Annotated in this window: 27 protein-coding genes and 1 pseudogene; 14 read left to right on the top strand and 14 right to left on the bottom strand. The window is 68.8% G+C overall.

Annotated elements, in window-relative coordinates; genetic code table 11:
* Nucleotide 1: 1 nt before the first annotated feature.
* The 5 genes from AB0B68_RS21335 to AB0B68_RS21355 all read right to left on the bottom strand — a co-directional run bounded on the left by AB0B68_RS21335 (nt 2) and on the right by AB0B68_RS21355 (nt 3,271).
* Nucleotides 2-316, bottom strand: coding sequence for a type VII secretion target (locus AB0B68_RS21335; RefSeq protein WP_112585136.1), 315 nt, complete (start codon nt 314-316; stop codon nt 2-4).
* The gene (locus AB0B68_RS21340; RefSeq protein WP_357195809.1) at nt 316-708 is read right to left on the bottom strand and encodes a YbaB/EbfC family nucleoid-associated protein; all 393 of its coding nucleotides are present in this window, start codon (nt 706-708) and stop codon (nt 316-318) included. Before AB0B68_RS21340 ends, AB0B68_RS21335 begins: the two co-directional genes overlap by 1 nt.
* Nucleotides 709-908: 200 nt before the next feature.
* Nucleotides 909-1,691: an aminoglycoside adenylyltransferase domain-containing protein gene (locus AB0B68_RS21345; protein ID WP_357262011.1), complete on the bottom strand. Its 783-nt coding sequence runs from the start codon at nt 1,689-1,691 to the stop codon at nt 909-911.
* A gap of 364 nt (nt 1,692-2,055) precedes the next feature.
* Complete coding sequence (locus AB0B68_RS21350; protein WP_357262014.1) at nt 2,056-2,886, bottom strand: PhzF family phenazine biosynthesis isomerase; 831 nt, start codon at nt 2,884-2,886, stop codon at nt 2,056-2,058.
* A gap of 97 nt (nt 2,887-2,983) precedes the next feature.
* Nucleotides 2,984-3,271, bottom strand: coding sequence for a helix-turn-helix domain-containing protein (locus AB0B68_RS21355; RefSeq protein WP_357195816.1), 288 nt, complete (start codon nt 3,269-3,271; stop codon nt 2,984-2,986).
* Nucleotides 3,272-3,417: 146 nt separating this feature from the next.
* Here AB0B68_RS21355 and AB0B68_RS21360 point away from each other — a divergent pair, with 146 nt between their 5' ends.
* The 6 genes from AB0B68_RS21360 (at nt 3,418) to AB0B68_RS21385 (ending at nt 9,739) form a co-directional block, all read left to right on the top strand.
* The gene (locus AB0B68_RS21360; RefSeq protein WP_357262017.1) at nt 3,418-4,422 is read left to right on the top strand and encodes a nitronate monooxygenase; all 1,005 of its coding nucleotides are present in this window, start codon (nt 3,418-3,420) and stop codon (nt 4,420-4,422) included.
* Nucleotides 4,422-5,060, top strand: coding sequence for an HAD-IA family hydrolase (locus AB0B68_RS21365; protein WP_357195822.1), 639 nt, complete (start codon nt 4,422-4,424; stop codon nt 5,058-5,060). The genes AB0B68_RS21360 and AB0B68_RS21365 overlap by 1 nt, the downstream gene beginning before the upstream one ends.
* 306 nt (nt 5,061-5,366) lie before the next feature.
* Nucleotides 5,367-7,772 (top strand): tetratricopeptide repeat protein, encoded by a 2,406-nt coding sequence (locus tag AB0B68_RS21370; protein WP_357262020.1) that lies wholly within the window; start codon nt 5,367-5,369, stop codon nt 7,770-7,772.
* A gap of 185 nt (nt 7,773-7,957) precedes the next feature.
* Nucleotides 7,958-8,659, top strand: a complete 702-nt coding sequence (locus AB0B68_RS21375; RefSeq protein ID WP_357262023.1) for a hypothetical protein — start codon at nt 7,958-7,960, stop codon at nt 8,657-8,659.
* Nucleotides 8,660-8,696: 37 nt separating this feature from the next.
* The gene (locus AB0B68_RS21380; RefSeq protein WP_357262026.1) at nt 8,697-8,888 is read left to right on the top strand and encodes a DUF6196 family protein; all 192 of its coding nucleotides are present in this window, start codon (nt 8,697-8,699) and stop codon (nt 8,886-8,888) included.
* A gap of 146 nt (nt 8,889-9,034) precedes the next feature.
* Nucleotides 9,035-9,739, top strand: a complete 705-nt coding sequence (locus AB0B68_RS21385) for an HAD-IA family hydrolase (RefSeq protein WP_357195833.1) — start codon at nt 9,035-9,037, stop codon at nt 9,737-9,739.
* 70 nt (nt 9,740-9,809) lie between these two features.
* Here AB0B68_RS21385 and AB0B68_RS21390 read toward each other — a convergent pair whose 3' ends face one another.
* Complete coding sequence (locus AB0B68_RS21390) at nt 9,810-10,043, bottom strand: holin (protein ID WP_088990712.1); 234 nt, start codon at nt 10,041-10,043, stop codon at nt 9,810-9,812.
* Nucleotides 10,044-10,236: 193 nt separating this feature from the next.
* On the opposite strand from AB0B68_RS21390, the pseudogene AB0B68_RS21395 reads away from it, so the two are divergent.
* Nucleotides 10,237-10,515: pseudogene (locus AB0B68_RS21395) on the top strand (hypothetical protein); the annotation flags it as partial.
* A gap of 116 nt (nt 10,516-10,631) precedes the next feature.
* Here AB0B68_RS21395 and AB0B68_RS21400 read toward each other — a convergent pair.
* Nucleotides 10,632-10,967, bottom strand: a complete 336-nt coding sequence (locus tag AB0B68_RS21400) for a GNAT family N-acetyltransferase (protein ID WP_357195836.1) — start codon at nt 10,965-10,967, stop codon at nt 10,632-10,634.
* A 233-nt stretch (nt 10,968-11,200) separates the two neighbouring features.
* Between AB0B68_RS21400 and AB0B68_RS21405 the strand changes: the two genes are divergently transcribed.
* From AB0B68_RS21405 to AB0B68_RS21420, 4 genes are all read left to right on the top strand, one after another.
* Nucleotides 11,201-12,067, top strand: a complete 867-nt coding sequence (locus AB0B68_RS21405; protein WP_357262029.1) for an oxidoreductase — start codon at nt 11,201-11,203, stop codon at nt 12,065-12,067.
* Nucleotides 12,064-12,351, top strand: a complete 288-nt coding sequence (locus tag AB0B68_RS21410; protein WP_357262032.1) for a hypothetical protein — start codon at nt 12,064-12,066, stop codon at nt 12,349-12,351. Before AB0B68_RS21405 ends, AB0B68_RS21410 begins: the two co-directional genes overlap by 4 nt.
* A 197-nt stretch (nt 12,352-12,548) precedes the next feature.
* The gene (locus tag AB0B68_RS21415; protein ID WP_357262035.1) at nt 12,549-12,980 is read left to right on the top strand and encodes a helix-turn-helix domain-containing protein; all 432 of its coding nucleotides are present in this window, start codon (nt 12,549-12,551) and stop codon (nt 12,978-12,980) included.
* Nucleotides 12,981-13,400: 420 nt separating this feature from the next.
* A complete protein-coding gene (locus AB0B68_RS21420; RefSeq protein WP_357262038.1) occupies nt 13,401-13,808 on the top strand; it encodes a nitroreductase family deazaflavin-dependent oxidoreductase in 408 nt (135 codons plus the stop codon).
* A gap of 88 nt (nt 13,809-13,896) precedes the next feature.
* On the opposite strand, the gene AB0B68_RS21425 is transcribed toward AB0B68_RS21420, so the two are convergent.
* Nucleotides 13,897-14,724, bottom strand: coding sequence for an SAM-dependent methyltransferase (locus tag AB0B68_RS21425; protein WP_355006980.1), 828 nt, complete (start codon nt 14,722-14,724; stop codon nt 13,897-13,899).
* Between the two features lie 313 nt (nt 14,725-15,037).
* Between AB0B68_RS21425 and AB0B68_RS21430 the strand changes: the two genes are divergently transcribed.
* Together AB0B68_RS21430 and AB0B68_RS21435 are read left to right on the top strand one after the other, a co-directional pair.
* Entirely contained in the window at nt 15,038-16,222 is a 1,185-nt protein-coding gene (locus AB0B68_RS21430; RefSeq protein ID WP_357262042.1) for a cellulose binding domain-containing protein, read from the top strand.
* 9 nt (nt 16,223-16,231) lie between these two features.
* On the top strand, nt 16,232-17,374 hold the full coding sequence (locus AB0B68_RS21435; RefSeq protein ID WP_357262045.1) for a glycosyl hydrolase 53 family protein: 1,143 nt from the start codon (nt 16,232-16,234) through the stop codon (nt 17,372-17,374).
* 163 nt (nt 17,375-17,537) lie between these two features.
* On the opposite strand, the gene AB0B68_RS21440 is transcribed toward AB0B68_RS21435, so the two are convergent.
* From AB0B68_RS21440 to AB0B68_RS21450, 3 genes are all read right to left on the bottom strand, one after another.
* A complete protein-coding gene (locus AB0B68_RS21440; RefSeq protein ID WP_357262048.1) occupies nt 17,538-18,833 on the bottom strand; it encodes a GAF domain-containing protein in 1,296 nt (431 codons plus the stop codon).
* A 185-nt stretch (nt 18,834-19,018) separates the two neighbouring features.
* Nucleotides 19,019-19,375 (bottom strand): hypothetical protein, encoded by a 357-nt coding sequence (locus AB0B68_RS21445; protein ID WP_355006975.1) that lies wholly within the window; start codon nt 19,373-19,375, stop codon nt 19,019-19,021.
* A 151-nt stretch (nt 19,376-19,526) separates the two neighbouring features.
* Nucleotides 19,527-19,970 (bottom strand): MerR family transcriptional regulator, encoded by a 444-nt coding sequence (locus AB0B68_RS21450; protein WP_355006974.1) that lies wholly within the window; start codon nt 19,968-19,970, stop codon nt 19,527-19,529.
* Nucleotides 19,971-20,007: 37 nt separating this feature from the next.
* On the opposite strand from AB0B68_RS21450, the gene AB0B68_RS21455 reads away from it, so the two are divergent.
* Nucleotides 20,008-20,913, top strand: coding sequence for an oxidoreductase (locus tag AB0B68_RS21455; protein ID WP_357262052.1), 906 nt, complete (start codon nt 20,008-20,010; stop codon nt 20,911-20,913).
* Between the two features lie 66 nt (nt 20,914-20,979).
* Here AB0B68_RS21455 and AB0B68_RS21460 read toward each other — a convergent pair whose 3' ends face one another.
* The 3 genes from AB0B68_RS21460 to AB0B68_RS21470 form a co-directional block, all read right to left on the bottom strand.
* Nucleotides 20,980-21,843: a TIGR03620 family F420-dependent LLM class oxidoreductase gene (locus AB0B68_RS21460; protein WP_357205930.1), complete on the bottom strand. Its 864-nt coding sequence runs from the start codon at nt 21,841-21,843 to the stop codon at nt 20,980-20,982.
* Between the two features lie 123 nt (nt 21,844-21,966).
* Nucleotides 21,967-22,614: a response regulator transcription factor gene (locus AB0B68_RS21465; protein WP_357262056.1), complete on the bottom strand. Its 648-nt coding sequence runs from the start codon at nt 22,612-22,614 to the stop codon at nt 21,967-21,969.
* Nucleotides 22,611-23,717, bottom strand: a complete 1,107-nt coding sequence (locus tag AB0B68_RS21470; protein ID WP_357262059.1) for a sensor histidine kinase — start codon at nt 23,715-23,717, stop codon at nt 22,611-22,613. Before AB0B68_RS21470 ends, AB0B68_RS21465 begins: the two co-directional genes overlap by 4 nt.
* Nucleotides 23,718-23,756: the final 39 nt, after the last annotated feature.

Genomic DNA, 23,756 nt, shown 5'->3' on the forward strand with positions numbered 1-23,756 from the left:
CTCAGGTCGCGGAGTGGAAGGAGTTGAAGCCGTCGGTGGTCGACTCCTCGGTCCGCTCGTAGGCGTCGGCGGTTTTCTTGATTCCCGCGGCGAGCAGCGCGATGTTCTCGGCGAGCATGTCTACGCCCTTGTCCTGGTCCCGGTGGCGTCCTTCCAGGATGGGCGGTAAGAACTGGCAGAGCTGCCCGTAGGCATCGTCGGCCTGGAAGATGGTGCCGCTCGCGGCCTTGACGGCGGCGAAGCGGTCGTGGATGGCCAACATGGCCGTGGCGTGCGCGCGCAGCGCCTCGACGTCGACCTCGAATCCCCCGTGCATCAGTAACGCCCCTCTTCGTCCTCGGTGTCGGCGGTCCGGAATCCGGCCAGCAGGGCCCGGCCGGTCGCCGAGTCGGCGCCGACCGTCTCCCGCACGACCTCGGCGGCGGCCTCGGCGAGCTTGACCCGCGCGTTGCGATAGGCGCCCATGATCGCCTGCTGCGTCTGCTCCAGGCTCATGCGCTGCACCCGCGCGGAGAGCCGGACGTCGGCCATCGCCCCCGTGGAGTCGACGGTGACCTCGACGATCCCGTGGGCGTCGGTGGCCGCGACCCGCAGCGCGCGCAAGCCGGCAGCGGCGGCCTGCGTGTTGGCGGCCCGACGCACGGCATTGGCCTGCCATGCCTCCAGGCGTTCCCGCGCATCCTCGGCGTCCAACAGCGGATTAGCCATCGCGCCTCCGTTTCCGTTGCCGAGCAGGGGATTTAGAGGCGTCAGTGTAGCCACGGCCCGCCACACCAGGTTGCCGAGCGAATGCGGCGTGATCTGATCGATTTGGATCTCAGCGATGTGGATGCTGATGATCGTCTTTTTTGGACCTGCTCGACCTGGCGGCGGTCAAGGAGTTGGGTCGACGGTTCCGTCGGCGACCGTCAGCCGGTGTGTGGGGCCCGTTCCGAGGCCAGGATGGTGGCGCTGAGTTCGTTCACGAATGCCGGGACGTCGATGGCGCTGCCGTGATCGGTGTCTTGGCCGGAGTTGTACCACCAGTCGCGTGCCCAGATGATGAGGTGTGCCCACCGGGGGCGGGCGCTGACGGTCTCGTCGGCGGCTTGCCGTTTGGACAGTTGCCTGTCGTTCTGGAGGCGTTGGAAGGCGCGGCAGAGGGTGAGCACCGCGTAGGCCTGGGCTCCGGGGGTGGTCATGTGGGTCACCCAGGTCGGCCAGTCGCGGACGTGGTCCAGCAGAGCCGAGCGGACGAGGTCGGGGTCGACGGCGGGTAGCAGTGTGTCGGCTGGGGGTCCCAGCAGTCTGCGGCCGTGGTCGCGGACCGCAGCCCAGGCCACGACGCGGTGGGTGGTGGCGGGTAGCAGGTGCAGCGATTCACCGGGGCTGACCCGGGCAATGACATGGTCGCGGCCGACGCGGCCGTGCGCCGCGTCGCGCGCGGCAGCCAGTGACATGTACTCCACCTCGATCCTGCCGGCCCACTGCGGGTGTCGCCGGTCAAGGTTCGCGTGCAGTCTGGCGAGCAAGTCGAGGAGGTTCTCGTCCGGGTCGGCGTCGAGCACTGCGAGTAGATCAAGGTCACTGCGGTCCGGAGCGAAGTCGCCGACTACCAGCGAGCCGTGCAGGTAAAGGCCCAGAAGCCTGCCGGCCAGCGCAGGACTCCACGCATCACGAAGATCGGACAGGACTGTCTCCGCTGGTGCCACCCGGTCATCCTGCGCTGCCGCCCGCCGGCCACGCCACCGGGTAAACACAGGCAGCCGCTGACACGATCCGCGCCGTGGGTACGCGCGGGCAACTTCAGTCCAGATCCTCGCATCGGACACCGGCGCTGACTATCTCCCCGCTGCGAACGAGTGCTCGGATAGCCGTGTTCTGTTTGGTACGCCCGGTTCCGGCACGATCAGCTGGTCAATGCCCCAGAAGTAACTGCCGCCTTCACCGGTCTCCTTCCAGGTCGCCAGCAGGGGGCGGACCTCGTCGACGGTGAAGATTGTCAGCGCCCAACTGGAGCCGTCAGGGAGGTCGACGTGGGTGAAGGCGGCTGGTGCGCATAGATGGACGGTGGTGCTACGGCGCGCCGAGGTCAACCAGTCCGCCGATTCTCGCGACGATGCCGTCTGCGGTGTGTGTCGCGCTGGCGAAGACCGACGATGGGCTCTGGTGCGTGTCGCCCTGGTGGATTTCGATCGCGCTGTTGCCGTATGTGTCGAGCAAATGAGCGACGAGGCAGCCGACACTGTTGGCGTTCGCGATGTCCTCGTCGACGCCGATCGCTGGGGCGAACATCCGGGCTGCGCCCGTTTTTGCGGTCGGGGGCAGCGCGTAGGTGAAGCAGCCGAGATACCCAAGTAGCCGACACTCGGTTGCCAGCCGATCGAAGTCGGGCTGCATGGACAGCAGTGTGCGGCGATCCCGGACGGGAACGAGGAGTCGTGGCATGCCGGGCGAGGCGACCCGTAGGTCGGCGGCGATGTCTGCCCGTTGCAGGCCGAGGGCCGCGATGATGCCACCGCCAGTCGCGTCGGCATGGTCCGACAAGGCGATGACGCCCTGGTCGAACCAGACCTCAATGCCGTCATGGCGCCGGACGGCGGTCGTGGCGAAGGTGCGTCCTCCGCTGCGCTGGCGGCCGTGGTGCTCCGTGGCGCCGCTGCGGTCCAGCAGGACGGCCTGCGCGGCGATGGTGCCGTGCCCGCAGTTCGGGAGCTCCCCGGTGCTGGTGAAGAACCGCACCCTGGGTGCGTCCGCTGTGGTGGTGTCGATGAACGCGGTGTGGGAGGTGCCGGCCCTCAGGGCGATCGCGTGCCGTTCGTCGTCGATGAGCATGGCATCGTCGATCACGAGTGTGGTGGGGCTACCGCCTTCCCCGTAGCGGGTGCAGGCGTTCACCACCGCCACTGGTGGGATGCGAGCCATGACCAGACTCCGATGCTTCGGATTCAGAAGCACGGTAGCGATTTCGCTTCCGAAGCGCCAGGGCAGGCGTTTCGCGGGTTCAGGCCTTGTCGTCCACGCTCAACGTCGAGGCCCATGCGTCGGACCAGCGAACGAGCGGGCGCAATGCCTGGTAGGCGCCGCGGCCGAGGTCGGTGAGCGCATAGGCCGTGTCCGCCTGCTGAGCGACGAGGTGGGCGTCGATCAGTTCGGTCAGCCGCTGCCGCAGAACGCTGGATGACATGTTGTCGCAGCGCTGCTGGAGCGCGCGGAAGCCGACCGGCCCATGCTGCAACTCCCAGATGATGCGCAGGTTCCAGCGACGCCCGAACAGGTCGAGGGCGGCCATGAGGGGGCGTCCGGTACTCGATCCGCGTACCGGCTTGCCCGGCCTGGGTGCCGTCATCGCCTGCGCCGCCCCTCTTGATGCTTCGATATTCGATACAGTACCGTCCGATGTACTGATTCGATTTCCGAAGCGATCGGGGCTGCTTCGTGAGGCGATTGCGCACTGCCTTGTGTGACCGGTTGGGCATCGATCTGCCAATCATTCAGGCGCCAGTGGGTTCCGCGGCGGTACCGGAACTGGCGGCGGCGGTGTCCGAGGCAGGTGGTCTTGGCATGCTGGCGTTGACGTGGCAGACCCCCGATCAGGCACGGCGGAGCATCCGGCGTACCCGGGAGCTCACCACCCGGCCGTTCGGGGCAAACCTGGTTCTCGACTTCCCGGTGGACGATCTGCTCACCGTGTGCCTGGAGGAGAAGCTGGGGATCATTTCCACCTTCTGGGGCGACCCGTCGCCGGTGCACGGCCGGATTCACCGGGCCGGCGCGCTGCACCTGCACACGATCGGCGACATCGCCGAGGCCGTGCAGGCTGTGACGGCGGGAGTGGACGTCGTCGTGGCCCAAGGCTGGGAGGCGGGCGGTCACGTCCGCGGCGGTACGACCACGATGTCCCTGGTGCCGGCGATCGTCGACGCGGTCGGGCCGGTGCCGGTGGTGGCTGCGGGAGGAATCGCGGACGGGCGTGGCGTCGCGGCGGTGCTCGCGCTCGGCGCCCAGGGCGCCATGTTGGGCACCCGCTTCCTGGCCGCTGCCGAAGCCGCCACCCACGAGGTGTACCGGCAGCGCCTGATCGCGGCCACCGGAGCGGACACCGTACACACCCTCTGCTTCGACGGCGGATGGCCGAACGCCACGCACCGCGCGCTACGCAACACGACCCTTCAGCGTTGGCAGGCGGCCGGCTCGCCGCCCGCCCCACTGCGGCCCGGCGAGGATGATGTCGTCGCCATCGACGCGTCTGGCAAGAGCCGACCTCGATACGAGGACCTGATTCCGTTGCCCGGGATGACCGGCGACCTGTCAGCCATGGCCCTGTACACGGGCCAGTCCGTGAGCCTCGTCCACGACGTCCTGCCCGCTGCCCGCCTGCTTCACGACATCGCCGGTCAGGCCGCCGCCACCGTCGACCTGCTGCAGAGCCAGGCGACGTGATGTCCATTCCATCTGCGGTGTTGTTCGATGTCGACGGCGTGCTGGTCGACTCCTATCCGGCATACCGGCGGATCTGGAGTCGATGGGCGACGCTGCGCCACCTCGACCCGGACCTGGTCTGGTCCCATACCCACGGCCGCCGGCCCGTCGACACCATCGCGGTGGTGGCCCCGCACCTCGACGTTGACGCCGAGTACCGGCTCGTTCGAGAAATCATGGCCGCCGAAGGCGACGCCTTCCCCGTCTACCCCGACGCCGCCGCCGTGTTGAGCCTGCTCGATGGTTACCCGTGGGGTGTGGTCACGTCGGGTCGAACTCCGACCGTGAAGCGGCGGCTGCGCGCTGGCGGCCTGCCGGATCCTCCCGTCCTGGTCGACAGCAGCCAGGTCCGGCGCGGCAAGCCGAGCCCCGAGGGCTATCTGCGCGCGGCGCATCTTCTCGACACCCCAGCAGCGAACTGCCTTGTGATCGAGGACGCTCCCGCCGGAATCGAAGCAGCCCGGCTCGCTGGCATGACGGTCGTCGCCGTCCGCACCACACACCCTGCCGACGAACTGACCGGCGCTCACCACCGTGTCGACACCCTCGGGGACACGATCCCCCTCCTCGCGGACTGGCTGAACGGGCCTCGACCATGAACGAGGCGACCGGACAGATCGATCTGGTGGTCCTCGGGCAGGTCCAGGCGGCTACGTCAGACCGGCTGTCGCTGGTTATGGAAGTCGTTGGCCCAGCGACAGAAGGGTCCTCGCGCTGTGCCGAACCGCAGGCAGCCTGCCCGCTACCATCCACGCGTGACACGAGCCCGTCGATGGATGCGGTGGATCTTTCTCGTCAGTGGTGCGGTCTTTCTGGCGACGGGCGGGTACTGGCTCTTCACCACAACCCGGGCTCAGGCCAACGGGCAGGCGGGTTGGACCGGTGGGTTCATCGCGGTAGCTGGGTTGGCGTTCGGGATGGCCCAGGTTGTTCTCGGCGCCTTGGCGCTGCGCCGACAGCAGCCGGCCCGCGGCGTAGCGTCGACCGTGGCACCCCTGGGAACACCAGGGATGATCTCGCTTGCCGTGCCGGAGCCGGCCGCATTCACGCGGGGCCGTGACGAACTGGTCGGCGAGCTCGCCAGGCTCAATCGCGGGTGGTACCAGCCGGCGGCGCGGGTACGGGTGCTGCACGGCATGGGCGGTGCGGGCAAGAGCACTGTGGCTCAGCTGGTGGCCAGGCGATTCGCCGATCGTAAGGGAAAGGTCTGGTGGGTCTCGGCGGCGAACGCCACCGCCCTGCAGACCGGCATGCGGCAGCTCGTCGCCGATCTCGGCGCCTCCGATCACGACATTCAGCGAGCCTGGTCCGGGCTCACCGGCGCTCCGGATCTGCTCTGGAGGCTGCTGTCCGCCGTTCCCGGACGCTGGCTGCTGGTCATCGACAACGCCGACGACACCCGGTTGCTGGGACTGGACGGTGAGCCGGTCACGTCCGCTCGGGGGTGGGTCCGGCCGGTACCGAATAGTCGGGGCTTTGTACTGATTACAACTCGCGACGGCGACCCCGAGGTGTGGAACACCTCCTGGTGCCGAATGCACCCGATCCCGATGCTGTCCGCCACCGACGGTGCGGCTGTACTGCTCGAACGTGCCGGGAAGCGCGCGGGTGGCGTACGGGAGGCCGTCGCGCTGTCGCAGCGTCTCGGCGGCCTGCCGCTGGCTCTCGGTCTGGCCGGCCGAGCTTTGGCCGACGCACAGCAATTGCGGCTACCCGGCATCGCGACCACCTTCGCGGCCTATCAGGCCGCGATCGATCAGCTCGGCGGGTCCACCATCGGCGAGGCCGTAAGCCGTACCTGGGAAATGTCGCTCGACATGCTCGACAGTCGTGGCCTGCCTGAAGCCCGGTCGCTGATGTGGCTCCTCGCAACCTTCGCCGACGCGCCGATTCCGGCCGGGCTGCTGGGATCACCGTTGAATCCCCGCTATACGCAGGAGTCGCTGCGCGCCCTGGCCACACTTGGCCTGATCACAGTCGAGGACGGCGAGCAGGACGCGGCGAGCCTGCGCATCCATCCGCTCATCCGCGCAGCCGCTGATCCGGTGGCTCAGTTGAGCCTGGCGGTCACACTGCTGGCCGGATTCGCCGACGGCGACCCGGACGACTCCGGGCAGTGGCCACAGTGGCAGGCCGCTGCCCCGCATGCCTTCCACCTGCTGAACCAGGCAGCCCGCACCACCGACACCGACCTGATCATCCGTGCCGCTCGCATTGCCGAAGACGCCGCCCGTCACCTCAATGCCACCGGGCTGTACGCCGTAGCCCTCGACCACCTGAGCGCCCTGCGATCGATCCGGGAACGGGAGCAGGGCGCACACCATCCCGACACCCTCACCATCCGGTACCGCCTGGCATACACAACCGGATTCGCCGGCGATCCGGTGGCCGCCCGCGATCAGTTCGCCGCGCTGTTGTCCGCTCAGGAACGGGCGCTGGGCGCCGACCACCCGGACACCCTCGACACCCGCAACCAGCTGGCCCGCTGGACCGGAGAGACCGGCGACATCGTGGCGGCCCGTGATCAGTACGCGGCACTGCTGCCCGTCCAGAGGCGCATCCTCGGCCCAGAACATCCGGCCACCCTCGCGTCGTGGCAGGGGCTCGCCCAATGGACCGGCTGGGCCGGCGACGCAGCCGCTGCCCGCGATCAGTTCGCCGCGCTGCTACCGGTCCGGGAACGGGTACTGGGCGACGAACACCCGGACACGCTGGCCACCCGGCATCGGCTGGCCCAGTGGACCGGCTGGTCGGGCGACGCCAAGGCGGCCCGCGACCTGCTCATCGGCGTCGCCGACAGTTTCCGCCGGACACTCGGTGCGGAGCACCCGGATTGCCTGCACGCCCAACATCACCTGGCGCGCTGGATCGGATACGCGGGCGATGCCGCCGCTGCTCGCGATCAATTTGCCGCGCTGCTGCCCATCCGCGAGCACGTCCTGGGCCCGGAACATCCCAACACCCTGGCCACCCGCCATGGTCTCGCCCTCTGGATCGGTGCCGCCGGCGACGCCGCCGCCGCAAGAGATATGTTCGCCGCGCTCGTCCCCGTCCGCGAACACGTTCAAGGTCCGGAACACCCGGACACTCTGGGCAGCCAGCACGAACTTGCCTCTTGGACGGGGAAAGCGGGCGACGCCGAGGGCGCCCGTGCGCAATTCGCCGCGCTGCTGCCGGTTCGCGAACGGGTGCTGGGCCCCGACCATCCCGACACCACCGACACCCGCCGCAGACTGATCGAGCTTCTGGACGGAACCACCAGGCCCACCCCGAACGGTGGTCGCGGGAGCGACGTCTCAATGACTGACTGAATGACAAGCGTCGCAACCGTGGTGGACGTCCGTGGACGTCAGACGATGTGGGGCGGGGCTCCCGCGCTACGACAACCAACACCACGAGCGATGCCACCAGAGTCGTCGTGCTACCGGCTATCGCGACGAGCAGGATCGGCGGCGGACGGGAGCGGGCGGCACTTGACCTCAATAGGAGCATCGGGATGGCCGGGGCGAGTCGCATCACCGGCAGGCGTTGGGGGTACGTGTTGTCGATGCGCCTACATCCTGGTGAGGTCGAAGCCGTTGGCTGGCAGGTCGTGACCGTGTTCGACGCCGTCCGGCAGTTACGCGACGCATCACCAGACGTCAGCGGGCGTCCGCGCGTGATCGCCATCGACGGCCGGGGTGGTGCAGGCAAGACGACCCTGGCTGGGAGGCTGCGTCAGGCGGAACCCAACTCGGCCACCGTGCACACCGACGACGTGGCCTGGAACCACGCCTATTTCGACTGGGGCGCGGTACTCACCGAGAACATCCTGCGACCCCTGCACCGGGGGGAACCGGTGGACTTCCGTCCCGACGCCTGGATCAGTCACGATCGAGCCGGATCGATCACCGTCGACGTCGACGTCGACTTCGTCTGGGTCGAGGGCACCGGCATCATCCGGGAGGAAGTGGCCCCGTGGCTGGACGCCTCGATATACCTACAAGGCGATCTTGATGAACAGGAGCGCCTGTTGGTCGATCGCGACGGCGACTCTTCCGAACAGCGAGAACACGTGGCGAGTTGGCTGCGGGAGGAACTGCCCTTCATGCTGCGAGAACAGCCGTGGCTCCGAGCCACCCTGATCGTCGCGGGCCCTTCGCCGGTTGATCACGACCCGGACATCGAACTGGTCGCAGCTCGACCGCCGAGCCTCTAGAACCTGAGGGCCGCAGCAGTGCCAGTTCGCAGATCAGGTGAGCCATTGGGCTGGTCGGCGGCGATGTGTCGAGGGCGACTGCGTTGGCTGGCGCCGGCTGGGCACGGGCGTGTTCGTCATCTGTGGTCACAACAGCGAGCGCGGTGGCATCTACGACTACTGGGGCTGCCCGGCGCAGGTTCGCGCCGAGGCCGTACAGGTTATTGCTGAGCTGCGCGCTGGTCGGTAGCCGTCCGCACCAGGTGGTCGATGTCTCGTACATCGGGAGGTTGCTGGTCCGATACCAGCACCAACCCCCTCAGTTCCATGATTCAGAGGCCGTAACCCGGGATCGCAGGCGGTCGACGGCGGTGACGGCCTCAGTAGGATGCTGAAATGTCTCGGCCGGTGATCTTCGACCTCTTCCATACCCTGGTGCACGGTGCCGATGACGAGCGTGACCGGGTCGTTGGCGAGATGGCGCTCGTGGTCGGGGTGGCGCCGGCCGCGCTGGTCGCCGCCTATCACGCCACCTGGCGTGACCGGCTGGTCCGGTGGGACGTGGAGGAGACCGTCCGCATTCTTGCCGGACGCCTCGGCGGCACGCCAACCGACGAACAGGTGGAACGGGCCGGTGAACATCGCCGTGCCCTCGCGCGCCGGGTGTTGGGCGCTGTCTCGACCGCCACCCTGGACGTGCTCGACGTGCTGCGCGACGGCGGGCATCCACTGGCCCTCATCAGCAACGCCACCTCCGAGACCGCCGAGGCATGGCCGCAGAGCCCGCTCGCCCGCCGCTTCGACGTCGCGGTCTTCTCGTGCGAAGTCGGGCTTGCCAAGCCCGACCCGGCGATCTACCGCATCGCCGCTGAGCGCCTGGGCGTCGCGCCGGCTGAGTGCGTCTTCGTCGGTGACGGCGCGGACGGCGAACTGGCCGGCGCGGCAGCGGTCGGCATGACCGTGCTTCGTACGACTGAGCACAACGACACCGACCCGAGCTGGGGCGGACGTGCGTTCGCCAGCCTTGGCGACCTGCCGACCCTGCTGTGCGAGTCGACCGTGCTGTCTTCCGCTTCGACGCCTGACGGTTGGTCCGGGTGACCACCTCAGAGAGTGAGACGCCCCCGCCGACCGAAGCCAGCGGGGACGCACCGTTGGCAGCCGGATGAGGCTACTGCTCGGCGCCGACGAGGCTGGGCGAGTCGCCCTCTCCCGACACCTTCGCACTCACCAGTGAGGTGAGCACCGACAGCACCGCCGCACCGGACGCGATCCCGCCGGCCGCTGCCCAGTCCGCCTGCCAGGCGTTGAACACGACGTCAGCGCCCCAGTAGAGCAGCAGACCCTGCGCGGCGCTCTTCACCGCCCGCTCGGCGGTGGCCTTCCAGAACTTTGTGGTGAACATGTTGATACCTCCAGGGGTACGTTCAACGGACGGTCCATATGTCAAGAATGCCTGGTCAGAGGCGGTTAGTGCTTGCCGCGCTGTCCGGGCCGCCAGCGGGTACGGCACCGGCAGCGGCCAGAACGCGATCTGGCAGGTCGAATACGCGACCAGCAGGCAGGCACGGGCGATCACCGTCTGCTGGCAGATAGGCATGACCGTCCACGGCCCGGTCATGCCTATCTGGAACTGCGGTGGCTGCGGCCTGCCCTGGCCCTGCCTGACCCGGAAGAGCGAGATGCGAGCGGAGTATGCGGATGCTCCCGTGTCGCTGGCTCTCTACCTGGGGTCCTACCTCGTTCAGGCTATCGAGGGCATGCCCTGGACACCGGCCTGCGTGCTGCACCGCCGGTTCCTCGGAAGGACCAGGGAGGCCGACCAAGCCGTGCCAGCAACACAGCAGCCAAATACAGCAACGGCGCCAGCCGAACCGAGCCACCAAGCCGTTGACCTTGCAGCAAGCCCGACCCGGCCTCCTCGCGGAGAATGCACTCCGACGAGGGGCGGTAGCTTTGTGCTTGGGTGCGGATGGGGCCGCGAGAAGGGCGCTCACCGCTGCCAGTTGTAGGGCGTCGTCGTCGACACCTTGACCAGACCGGAGCGTTCGAGGATCGGGCATGAGTACTCGGTCGAGTCGCTGTTCATGAGTGTCTTGCCCATGTCGAGGGCTGAGCGGGCCCGCGCTGCGGTCAACGCGCGGTAGATCCCACGGCCACGCCACTCCTCACGGGTCGCGCCGCCCCAGATGCCGGCGAAGTCGGTCCCGTGCACCGGCTCCAACCGCCCCGCACTGACGATCCGTCCGCCAGCCCCGGCGACCCACAACTCCATGCCGTCATTGCGGGCCAGGCGGCGCAGGAGGGCGTCCGCCATGTCGTCGCTCACCGGTGTCGGGTGACCGAGACCGCGCTCGGCGTCTCGGCGCTCCGGCAGCGGGGCCAGAGGTGCAACTGGCTTTCGAACCAATCCACGACCCTGGCCTGCCGCGATCAGTGCTAGGGCAGGTTACTTACGCACCTTGAGGTGCCTACTTCCTGATAGAGAGCAACCCTGTCATCGTGGAGAAGCACCCGGTCAGGTAGCAGGATCACCTGGCTTTACGAGAACGGAGCTATGACATGTCGAATGCTTCTCTGCCTGGAGGTAGATGGAAGCTGGGGGACTCGACGGTGACCCGGTTCGGTTACGGCGCCATGCAACTGGCCGGCCCCTGGGTCATGGGACCCCCCGCCGACCATGCCGGCGCTGTGGCTGTACTGCGCGAGGTGGTCGAGCTCGGCATCACCCACATCGACACCAGCGGCGCCTACGGACCGCGAGTGACCAACGAGCTGATCCGAGAGGCGCTGCAGCCCTACCCGGAGGGGCTGTTCATCGCCACCAAGGTCGGAGCTGTCCGCGATACTCAGGGCGGTTGGCCCGTCGCCCGGCGGCCCGAAGACCTCCGTAAGCAGGTCCACGAGGACCTCGAGGTCCTCGGTGTCGAGACCCTCGACCTGGTGAACATGCGTATGGGTAATGCCGAAGGTCCCCAGCCCGGATCGCTGGCCGAGGCGTTCGGCACCCTCGTCGAACTGCAGCAGGAAGGCCTGATCCGTCACCTGGGCGTCAGCAACGTCACCGCCGAACAGGTCGCCGAGGCGCAGGCCATCGCGCCGATCGTGGGCGTGCAGAACATGTACAACCTCACTCACCGCTACGATGACAAGCTCATCGACCGGCTCGCGGCCGAGAACATCGCGTACGTGCCCTTCTTTCCGCTGGGCGGCTTTTCACCGCTGCAGTCCGAGGCGCTCTCAGCGGTGGCGGCGCGGCTGCAGAGCACGCCCATGTCCGTCGCGCTTGCCTGGCTGCTGCAGAGATCGCCCAACATTCTCCTGATCGCGGGCACCTCGAAGGTCGCCCACCTGCGGGACAACGTCGCGGGCGCGGGCCTTTCCCTGTCCGCCGAGGACCTCGTCGAACTGGATCGGATTAGCCGATGAAGAAGATGCGTCTCTGGCTAACCACCGTCGCGACCGCAATCGCCCTCGCCGCCGGGATAAACGCCTCAGCTCCCTCGCCTGCCGCGGCCCACGCGGGCGACCCGCGCCACAGCTCCATGAGCGTGCGCCTGGCCGTCGGCGTCGACGGGCTGTCCTCGGCGACCATCCACGCCCCCCGCGTCGACGCCGTACTCATCAAGAGCGCGGCACACAACCTGGCAATGCATGGCAATGCCGCGCAGACCACCGACCTCATCAACCAATGGGCGGCAGCCCACTCCTGAACACTGACTGTGCGGATGAGTGGCGCACCGCATCGGCGGGGCCCGCTCATCCGCACACAGCTGCGAGGCGGAGTAGTCCTGTGACCAACCCCACTGGCACCTGACCGACGCCTGGTCCACCATGAGAGCGCAACTTCCCGGGAGAGAGCAGGCACTACAAGGGGACGTAACATGCCCCGAGGTTCGAGGAGGGCATGATGGCAACGCCGACAGCGGCCCAGCAGCGGAACCAAAACAAGAGCAATTACAACGCCTTCCTAGCCGCTTGCCCGAGCCACAAGATGTTGGAACGCATCTCCGGCAAATGGGTCACGCTGATCCTCTCCGCACTCGGCAGCGGCCCCGACTGCACCGGTGAGCCCACCCCCATGCGCTACTCGGAGCTGTCGCGTCTACTGGCCGGCGTCAGCCAGAAAATGCTTACCCAGACCCTGCGCTCCCTGGAACGCGACGGTCTCGTCAGCCGCACCGTGACACCGACCGTGCCCGTCACTGTCAGCTACGAGCTGACCGAGCTGGGCCTCTCCCTGCACCAGATGATGCGCGGCCTCAAGATCTGGGCCGAACTGCACATCGACGAGGTCGCCACCAATCGCGCCGAGTACGACCACGCCACTCCCGCGAACTGAACAGGGAAGCGCGGCGGGCAGCCGAGCCCCTGCGGGTCCACGTCGCCGACGTCCCGGGCCAACGTACCGGTGAGCGTCTCCACCGAGCCCTTCACGTGGCGGCGGGTAGCCGGGTAGGACCGCGAGCACCGCGCACGGCCGCCCGGCGGCACCCTGCTGATCGTCGGGCACCTGCATACCTCACAACCCACCGGCCACGGCCATCCCGCCGAGGCGACTGTCGCCCTTGCCGACATCACCCAACGCGCCAAGGAGAAGCGACCGGCTGAGGTATCGCACGGTGGAAGGCTATCCGGCATGTCCTTGACGTAGAAACGGTCGCCCGACGACGACGCCAACGCCGGAAGCGTTCGCTGCCGTTCACCGTCGGGACTGTCAGAATGTGTCGACGGAGCCGGTGCGCGGACGCGGGGAGAATTCATGAGTGACTGGAACGACAAGATCATCGCTGAGTTTCGTGCCAACGGTGGGCAGGTCGGGGGTCAGTTCGCAGGCGCTCCGCTGCTGCTGTTGCACACGGTCGGTGCCAAGAGCGGCCAGCCTCGCCTGAGCCCGATGATGTACCAGACGGTGGACGGCGGCTATGCCGTGTTCGCCTCCAAGGGCGGCGCGCCCAGCAATCCGGACTGGTACTACAACCTGCTGGCCAACCCGAAGGTCCAAGCGGAGATCGGTACGGACAAGGTCGAGCTGGTCGCCAGAGTTGCCGCCGGGGACGAACGGGAACGGATCTGGAGCGCGCAGAAGGCCGCGTATCCGGGCTTCGCCGACTACGAGCGGAAGACGACCCGGCAGATCCCAGTCGTCGTCCTGGAACCCGCGCCGTAGGCAGGGTCGGTACAACCAAGTTCAGATCTGACACGTGAGCACGTCGGCGGGGGCGTCCCCCGCCGACGTGCTCACCAGAAAACGGCGCCTACGGTTTGTGGGCGAGGAGCCCGACGAACGTGTGATAGGTGTCGGTCTGCACCGTAGTCGGTGCGTCCGGCTCTGGGCGCCACTCGGCCAGCGGCACCAGACCCGGCTCCAGCACCGTCAACCCATCGGCGAACGAGAGGATCTCCTCGTCGGTGCGCCAGCGGCCGGTGCCGAGTGATTCGTTGAAGACCCGCTCGACCTCGCGGGCCTTGCGGGAGCCCTCCGGGTCCCGCTCACCCGGGTCGCGGAAGTGCGAGATCGCCACGTAGCTGCCGGAGGGCAGCGCGTCGATCAACGCGGCCGCCACCGCCTTCGGGTCCTCGTCGTCGCCGAGGTGGTGCAGGATGGCGAAGAGCAGCAGGCCGATCGGCCGGTCGAAGTCGAGGAACCGGCGTACGTCAGGGTGGTTGAGGATCTCCTGCGGCTCCCGGATGTCCGCCTGGATCACCGTCGCGGTGCCCTCCGCGGCGAGCAGAGCCCGCCCGTGCGTCAGGACTATCGGGTCGTTGTCCACATAGACCACCTGAGCCTTCGGGTTCTGCTCGGTGGCGACCTCGTGCACGTTGCCCTGGGTGGGCAGCCCCGATCCGATGTCGAGGAACTGGTCGATGCCCGCCTCGGTGACCAGGAACCGAATCACTCGACGCAGGAAGGCCCGGTTCGCCTGACCGGCTGCCGGTCCGTCCGGTGTGATCCGCAGGGCGTGCTCGGCGACCTTCCGGTCGACCTCGAAGTTGTCCTTGCCGCCCAGGAAGAAGTCATAGACCCGGGCCACGCTGGGAATGTTGGGGTCGATGCCGGGGGGTGCCGCCTTGTCGCGGGTCACAGGCGTCTCCATTCGATCGGGATTGGCGCGGGCTCGGCTCTGCGGGCGGTGCCGGCGTTGCGGCGAGTGTAGCGATCGGAAGCATTGGATTTTGCCCCACTGGTATCGCTCCCAGCGAATCGCTCGACCGCAATCAATGGCGTCGGTGTGAACACAGTGGATTGTCGGCGACGTACGGCCACACCGCGCCGGAGCGACACGCTCCAGGCGATGGGGGAGAGGAGTGGCGATGGCCCACAATGCGCCGGGTTGATCAGCGGCCGAGGCGTGAGACACGTTGGCGATCATCGATCTGTTGCTGCATCGTCGACGTATGACAGGTGCTCCCTCGTCCTCGCTGATCGGCCGTCCGCGGCCGGGTCTGCTGGCCGCCGTCGTGCTGTCGACGGTGGTGCTCGCCAGCGCTCTGAGCGCCGCGCCGGCAGCCGACGCCGGCACCGTGACGCCCGCCGCGTACCCGGCGATCGCCCCGGCGCCCGTTGGGGCCGCAGTGTCCGTCGCAGAGCCGGCCGGGACCGCCCCGCCACCGCCGACTGCGCCGTCCAGTACGCCGAGCACCTCGCCCGTTCCGCCGAGTGCCCCCACAAACCTGACCGCCAGCGAGGTCCGCAGCGCGTCGGTCACGCTCACCTGGACGGCCGCCACGTCCGGCTGCTGCGCCATCACCGGGTACGACATCACGTACTACCAGGAGTTCGGCGACATCGTCTTCAGCGCCAGCGTCGGGGCCGTCACCAGCACCACGATCACCAGCTACCTTGGGGCGGGCCAGCAGTACACGTTCCGATTGATCGCCCGGGACAGCCTCGGGCAACGCTCGAACTGGTCGAATGCGCTGACAGTGGTCACCCCGGTGACGGACACCGGCCCGGACACCACCCCTCCGAGCGCGCCGCAGAACCTGACAGTGGGCGAGGTGACCGCCTCGACCGGCACGTTGTCCTGGTCGCCGTCGACGGACAACGTCGGCGTGCTCGGCTACAACGTCTACCGGTTCGACGGCTGGTTCACCTCGCAACTGGTCGCCACCGTGCCGGGTACCACGTACACGGCGCCGCTACCTGCGTCGGTGCCGCTGCGCAACCTGTACTACGTGCGGGCCCGGGACGCGGTGGGCAACGTGTCGATCGCGTCCAACACTGTCACCCTGCCCACGACGACGACCACTCCGCCGCCCTCGACCTGCCGGGTGACCTACCGGAACCAGTCCGAGTGGCCGGGCGGTTTCGTGGCCACTGCGACAGTCCACAACGCCGGGACGGCCCCGATCGACGGCTGGCTCGTCACCTTCAGCTTCCCGGGGGACCAGCAGGTCACCTCGGGGTGGAACGCCACGATCGGCCAGACCGGGGCCGTCGTGACCGCTCGCAACGTCGACTGGAACCGCGTCCTCGCGCCAAACGGCTCTGCGACCTTCGGCGTGCAGGGGCGGTGGGGCGTCAGTGACGCGCCGCCGACCGGCTTCTCGCTGAACGGCGCTCCCTGCACGGTGGGCTGAAGGAGTCTCGTGAACACACATTCGGCCACACCCCACCACCGCCGTGCCAGGGCTCTGCTCGCGGCCGTCGCAGTCGGCGTCCTCGGCGTCGCCAGCACGCTCGGCGGCGCGCCCGCGCCCGCCTCCGCCGCGAACACGCTCACCATGCGGGGTGCCGACGTCTCCTCGTTGCAGCGCAGCCTGGATCTGGGCGCCAGGTACTACGACGGCGGTGGCGTCGCCCGCGACCCACTGGACATCTTGAAGTCCGTCGGCGTCAACTACGTCCGGTTGCGCGTCTGGAACAACCCGGTCAGCGGCTACAACAACAAGAGCGCGGTGCTGGGTCAGGCGAGGGCGGCCAGGGCGAAGGGCCTCAAGGTGCTCATCGACTTCCACTACTCCGACACCTGGGCCGACCCGGGAAAGCAGTACAAACCGGCCGCCTGGGTCGGCCACAGCCTGAGCCAACTGCGTACCGACGTCTACGCCTTCACCTACGACGTCTGTTCCAGCCTGCGCGGGCAGGGCACCCTGCCGGACAGTGTGCAGATCGGCAACGAGATCAACGTCGGGATGCTGTGGAACGAGGGCAAGGTCGTCAACAACGACTTCGCCCCGCTGGCCGGCCTGCTGAAGCAGGGCTACAACGCGACGAAGGCGTGCGGCAGCGGCATCCCGGTGATGATCCATACCGCCAACGCCGACAGCAACGCCAACGCCCGATGGTTCTACGACGGCATCCGAGCGCAGGGTGTGCAGTGGGACATCACCGCGCAGTCGTACTACTGCATGTGGCACGGCAGCCTGGCGAACCTTTACAACAACATCGTCGACCTGCGTGGGCGGTACGGCAAGCCGGTGGTGATCGTGGAGACCGCGTACCCCTTCACCCGGAACAACGCGGACAGCGAGCCGAACGCCATCGGCGACGCGACCTGTGACGGCATCAGCGCGACCTGGTCCGGGCAGGCCCAGGAGTTCGACTGGGTGCAGAACACCGCCCGCAACGCGGGAGCCATCGGCGTCTTCTACTGGGAGCCGACCTGGTACGCCGTCCGCGGCAACGGCTGGGACCCGGCCAACATCAACGGCACCGGTAATCAGTGGGACAACATGGCGGTCTTCGACTGGTCCGGGCGGGTGAACCCGGGCGTACGGTGGACGCCCTGACCCCGTCGGACCTGGGTAGATGAGCACCGATATCTGCCGAAAGGCTACTGGTGAAAATTTGAAGGACCAAGCACTTGTGGCCGTGGGTGAATCGGCGGGTGGAAGATCTCCTGAGATTCCTCCACCACCGGTACGAGGAGGACTGCCACGGCTCCGCGATTGATCAGCGGTTGAGGTAGGCGGTCAGGCCGCCGAGTTCCTCGCTGGCGATGAACACCGACCGCACGTTGAGGATGGCCTCCTCGACGTGGGCGGGGCAGCCCCACGCCGCGTCACCCCACGAATCGGCGACCTTGACCTCGGCTGGTGCCGTGCACCCGGCGGCGCCGCCGAGCTGGCAGTGCTCGGGGTGCGGCGCGGCGGCCTGCGCGGCCGCGGCGGCGCGCATCTGGGTGGCGAGTTCCGCCGCGACGGCGGCGCGCTGCTCAGCCTCGGCGCGCAGTTCCCGCTCCACGCGCAGCACCTTGGCCAGCTCGTCACTGGCGGACTTGGCGCGCGCTTCGGCGGCGAGTTTCGCCTGCTCGATGTGGTGGCGTTCGATGGCCAGGGCTGCGGTGCCGGCGAAGAGCCGGGTGAGGGCGAGGTCGGTGTCCTGCGGGACCCGCGGGGTGCGGTGATACATCGCGAAGGTGCCCAACAGGCCGCCGTCGCGGGCCAGGATCGGCGTGGACCAGCAGGCCGCCAACCCGGCCTGGTCGGCCAGCCCTCGGAAGTCGTCCCAGAACGGGTCGGTGGCGATGTCGGTGACGATCACCGGTTCCCGCCGGTGGGCGGCGGTGCCGCACGAACCGACACCTTCGCCGGTCGCGATGCCGTCGATGGCCCGGTTGTAGAAGTCCGGCAGGCTCGGCGCGGCGCCGTGGCGCAGGTGCCGGGCGTCGGGATCGGCGAGCAGCACGGAGACGAGCACCTCCTGCGGTGCGAGGTTCTCGATGCAGCGCGCCATCCCGTCGAGCACCTCGGTCAGGGGCGCCTGGCGGGCGATCTGCTCCAACAGGGCGCGGTGTTCGGCCATCAGCCGTTGGGCGTGCTTGACCTGCGTGGTCTCCACGCCCAGCACACGGATGCCGGTCACGGTGCCGTCGGCGCCCCGGCGCGGTTCGTAGGTGAAGTCGAAGAACGCCTCCCGCGCCTGCGGGCCGCTGCCCAGCACCACCCGGACGTCACGGCCGGTGTACGGCTCGCCTGTGCGGAGGACCTGGTCCAGGAGCGCGATGAATCCCTGACCGGCCAGTTCAGGCATCAGTTCGGCGAGCGCGACCCCGATCCGGGCCCGCTCTTCGCCGATGGTGGCGAAGAACGCCGGGTTCGCCGTCTCCAGCAGGTGCTCCGGCCCGGCCAGCGAGGCGAAGACGGCGATGGACTGCCCGAACAGCGCCCGCAGGTCCTCCTCCGCTGCTTGCTCGGCAGCGGCCGGACGCGCAGCGGCAGTAGACCGTTGGCCTGGTACCGCGGTCATGGTGGGGGGTTCGCCTCTCGTCTGCGGATACGGGAACGTGTCACCGGTCGGTGCGGGTGGCCACCACTGCCTGGAAGGGGGCCACCGCCGGTGCAGCCTACCCAGGTGCCCGACATTCAGGTCTTACCCCGTCAACCACACACCGCAACCTGGAGCCCGACCGACGGCCTGATCCGGTCCGGTGTTCACCGGTGCCGGCTGCGCTCGGCGAGTTGCTTCAGGTTCAGTAACTGCCGTCTCGCCATGATCAGGTCTCCGACGGACAGTCCGGGTGCGGCCCAGCGGGGCGTCTGCATGACGACCTTGAGGAGCAGACGCGTGGTGTTCCGCTCCCAGGGCACCAGGACGTAGGACATGAAGGCGCCCATGATGGTACTCGTGAGCTGCCTGCCGGGGTCGACCGAGACGATCCTTCCCAGCTTCCGTCCACCCGCCGTGGTGAACGCCTCGCCGACGTGAGGCTCGGGTAGGCCCTGCAACTCGCGAGGTGAGCGGCGGCCCAGGTTGTCGAGCCAGTCATACGAGTACGGGGCAAGCCTCACTTGGGCCACCCACGGCCACACCGCTGCGGGGGGCGCCGACACCGACACTCCCCGCCATGCCTGGAGTGCGGGTGAGACGACGAAGTCGTCGCAGGGATAGGACCGCGTCGTCTCGTTCCGGGTCACGCCCCACCGGTCACCGATCACGCATTCATCCTCCCGTCGCGGGATGGGGCTGCTCGTGCCACGGATCACCTGAGGCGCCGGCGGTGAGGTGTCGTTCGTAGCCGGCCACCTTGGCGTCGATGAGGTCGAGGCAGTCCTGCAGTTGGGTGAGCTGCTCGGTGACGTGGCGTTGGTGTTCGCGGAGCAGCTCGAGCCGTTCGGTCTCGTTGCCGCTGCCCTCGCGGACGAGTTGGGCCAGGCGGCCGATCGTCGTGAGCGGCATGCCGGAGGCCCGGAACTTCACACAGTTCGTCAGCCACTCGACGTCCCAGGCGCTGTAGACGCGCCTGCCGGACCCGTCGCGGCGCACGTCGCTGGCCAACAGGCCCGCACGCTCGTAGAGCCGCAGAGTGTGCACGGTCAACCCGGTGCGCTGAGCCACCTGCCCGATGCTGAGGCCGCCGTCCGCCATGGCCTCGACCGTAGCCATTGACCTAGACCTCGGTCTAGCACCTAGCGTCCGCGGCATGACCTCCACCATGTTCGGTGCCCACAGCACTACTGCTGACGTCCTCACCGGAATCCACCTCACCGGCAGGACCGCCCTCGTCACGGGTGGTTACTCCGGCCTCGGTCTCGCCACGACACGCGCGCTCACCCAGGCCGGGGCTCGGGTCGTCGTCCCCGCTCGCCGGCCCGACGCGGCGCGGAGGGCACTCGCCGACGTGGCCGGGGTCGAGGTCGACCAACTCGATCTGGCCGACCTCGCTTCCGTCCACGCGTTCGCCGAACGGTTCCTGCGTGACCACCCCGCTCTGGACATCCTGATCGCGGGTGCCGGAGTCATGGCCTGTCCCGAGACGCGGGTGGGGCCGGGCTGGGAAGCGCATTTCGCGATCAACCACCTCGGCCACTACGCGCTGGTGAACCTCCTGTGGCCCGCCCTTACCGCCGCCAGGGCGGCTCGTGTCGTCTCGGTGGCCTCCGGGCGCGACCCGGCGTGGCGGATCCGGTGGGACGACGTGCAGTTCGCCCGCGGCTACGACAAGTGGGAGGCGTACACCCAGTCCAAGCTCGCGAACATCCTGTTCGCCCGCCACCTCGACATGCTCGGCGCGACGCACGGCGTCCGCGCCTTCTCCGTGAACCCCGGCTGGATCCTCACCCCTCTGCAACGACACCTCGCGGTCGAGGAAATGGTCGCCGCCGGCTGGATGGACGCGGAGGGGACTCCCGCGCCCGGCCTGTTCAAGACGGTCGAGCAGGGCGCGGCGACCCAGGTGTGGGCCGCCACGTCACCCCATCTCGACGCGAAGGGCGGCGACTACTGCGTGGACTGTCGCACCACCGATGGCAGCCCTACCGACAGCGGCGAAGCGGCCCGGCTCTGGGCGCTGTCGGCCGACCTGACCGGCCTCGACCTCGTCGGGTGAGCCTGAGTGGTGTCGCGGCGCTTCCGCCACAGGCATGCCCCGATCGTGCCGCCGGGGTTTCGGAGGTCAGATCAGGGCCGCGGCGAGGGCGCGGAACGCGTCGGCGGGGAACGCCGTGTCGTCGCCTCCGTTGAGCACCTGGATCGCCACCTCGTCCGCGCCGGCCTGGTAGTGCTTCTCCAACCCGGCCACCACCTCTTCGACGGTGCCCCACGGGATCAGGGCGTCGACGAGGCGGTCACTGCCGCCGTCGGCGAAGTCCTCGTCGGTCCAGCCGAACCGCCGCAGGTTGTTGGTGTAGTTCGGCAGCGCAAGATACCCGCTCGTGTACTGGCGGGCGGTGGCACGCGCGGTGGTGGCGTCCGCGTCGAGGACCACGGCGACCTCGGGGGCGAGCAGCCGGTCGGGCCCGATTGCCGCCCGGGCTTCGGCGGTGTGCTCGACAGGGACGAAGTACGGGTGCGCCCCGGTCGAGCGGTCGCGGGAGAGTTCGAGCATCCGGGGGCCCAGTGCCGCCAGGATGCGCCGCTCGGGCGTAAGCCCGGCCGCGTCGAGGCCGTCGAGGTAATCGACCATTCGTGAGTACGGCTTGCGATAGTCGGTGCCGCCACTTTCCACCACCACCGCGTGGCTGGCGCCGAGACCGAGTAGGAACCGGCCGGGGTGCGCCTGCTCCGCGTCCTTGGCGAACGCCGCCGCCTCGGGTGGCGACGAGTGCCAGATGCTGAGGATCCCGGTCGCGACCCCGATGCGCGTGGTCCCGTCCAGGATCTCCCGGAAGCGGGGGGCGACGTTCTCGCCGAACCCACCGGAGAACCAGATTCGGGAGTAGCCGAGGCCCTCCAACTCCGTCGCGGCGTCGATGGCCGCGCCCTGACTCTCGCTAGCAAGGAAAAACGGTTGCCATACGCTCACGAGTCGTTGTGCCATACCGGAACCCTACGACCCTCAGCCGGTGACCGCTTCCGGTAACGCCGCCAAGGCTGATCCCGACGGCTGACCGCGGTTGGCAGGCCAGCCCGGGAAGCCGGCTGGCACCCGCCAGCTCCTGAGTCACGGTGTGAGGCCGGCCTGGATCGCCAGGATGGCGGCTCCTACACGATCGCGGCTGCCGGTCTTGGCCAGCACGTTTGTCACGTGGGTCTTCACGGTGCTCATCGACAGGTAGAGGCGTTCGGCGATCTCGTTGTTGTTGAGCCCGGCGCCGATCAGGGCGAGCACGTCGGTCTCCCGAGCGGTCAGCTGGTAGGCAGCCAACTCCACCTGGGTGGCCGGCCCGGTGGCGCGGACCCGGTCGAGTACGGCGCCGGTGACCTCGGCGGAGAGGACCGCCTCGCCGGCCGCGACGGTGCGCACCGCGGCGATGAGGTCGCGCGCGCTGGACCGCTTGAGCAGGAACCCGCGTGCGCCGGCGGCGATGGCGTCCAGGACGTAGGCGTCGTCGTCGAAGGTGGTGACGACGATGACGGCCGGCGAGTGTGGGATTTTGGCCAGCTCACGGGTGGCTTGCAGGCCGTCGAGTACCGGCATGCGGATGTCGACGAGGGCTACGTCGATGCGGGAGTCGCGCCGCACCGCGTCGAGGAGCTGCCGGCCGTCGGCGGCCTCGGCCGCGACCTGGATGTCGGGCTGAGATCGCAGGATCAGGCTGAAGCCGTCCCGGACCAACTCCTGGTCGTCGGCGACCGCGACGCGGATCACGGGTTCACCACCGGAAGATTGGCCTGCACCACTGTGCCTCCGCCGGGGCGCTGGCTCAGCTCCCAGCTCCCGCCGCGCGCGGAGACGCGTTCCCCGATGCCGAGCAGTCCCGAGCCGCTCGTGGCTGCGCGGGGTGGGCCGATGCCGTCGTCGCTGACCCGCAGGCGAACATGGTCGCCGACCCGGATCAGCTCGACCCAGGCCGCCGTGGCTCTCGCGTGCCGGGCGATGTTGGTGAGGGCCTCCTGGGCGATGCGGTAGGCGGTCAACACACCGATCTCGTCGAGGCCCGGGTCGGGGTCCAGCTCGACCCGCACCGTCACGCCCTGTTGACGTAGCGGCTGGGCGAGCAGCTCGTCGATGTCGGACAGGCGCGGCGGCGCGCTCACCGCTATCGACGCGGTGGGATCGCGCAGGTGCACGACGAGCGTGTCGAGCTCGCTCAGTGCGGTGCGGCCACTACCCGCGATCGCCCGCAGCGCCGCCCCCGGATCGTCACTGAGCTGGCCCGCCTCGGCCTGCACCACCATCGCGGTGACGTGGTGGCCGACCACGTCATGCAGCTCGCGGGCCAGGTTGGCACGCTGCTCGCGCCAGGCCGCCTCCTCGCGTAGCTCACCTGTCTCCCGGGCCAGGGCGAAGCCACGTGACCACGATCGGAACAGGACCGCGACAAGGTAGCCGGCCGTCACGAAGAAGAGCGGCTGCTCGTACACCCCTCGCTCGTTGAGCAGCGCGATGGTGAGGGCGCCGGCCGCGCCGATCAGGCCAACCACCCACCCCAGCCATGGGTTTCGGGCCGGGTCCTCGCAGACCGAGACGAACACCAGGCCGGCTGCGGCGAGGCCCAGCTGCACCGACTCTCCGGTGCTCACGATCGCCACGAAACCCGCGCAGACCGCGAAGACCAGGGTGCGGTATCGGGGGCGCAGCGCGGTGGCCCCGAGGCCGACCGGCAGCACCAGCCACGCCCAGCCCGCCGGCACGGACACGCCGTCCTCGACGGTGGTGACCACGGCCACGATGATCAAAGCCGTAGCACCGTACGCGAGCCGGCGCACCCGCCCGGGGTCGCGCAGCCGTTCGCGGATTCCAGTCAGCACCAGCACAGTCTCCGTGACGGGCCGGAAGACCGGCCAGTA

Source organism: Micromonospora sp. NPDC049049 (assembly GCF_040649115.1).
In the GTDB taxonomy this organism is placed as follows: Bacteria; Actinomycetota; Actinomycetes; order Mycobacteriales; family Micromonosporaceae; genus Micromonospora.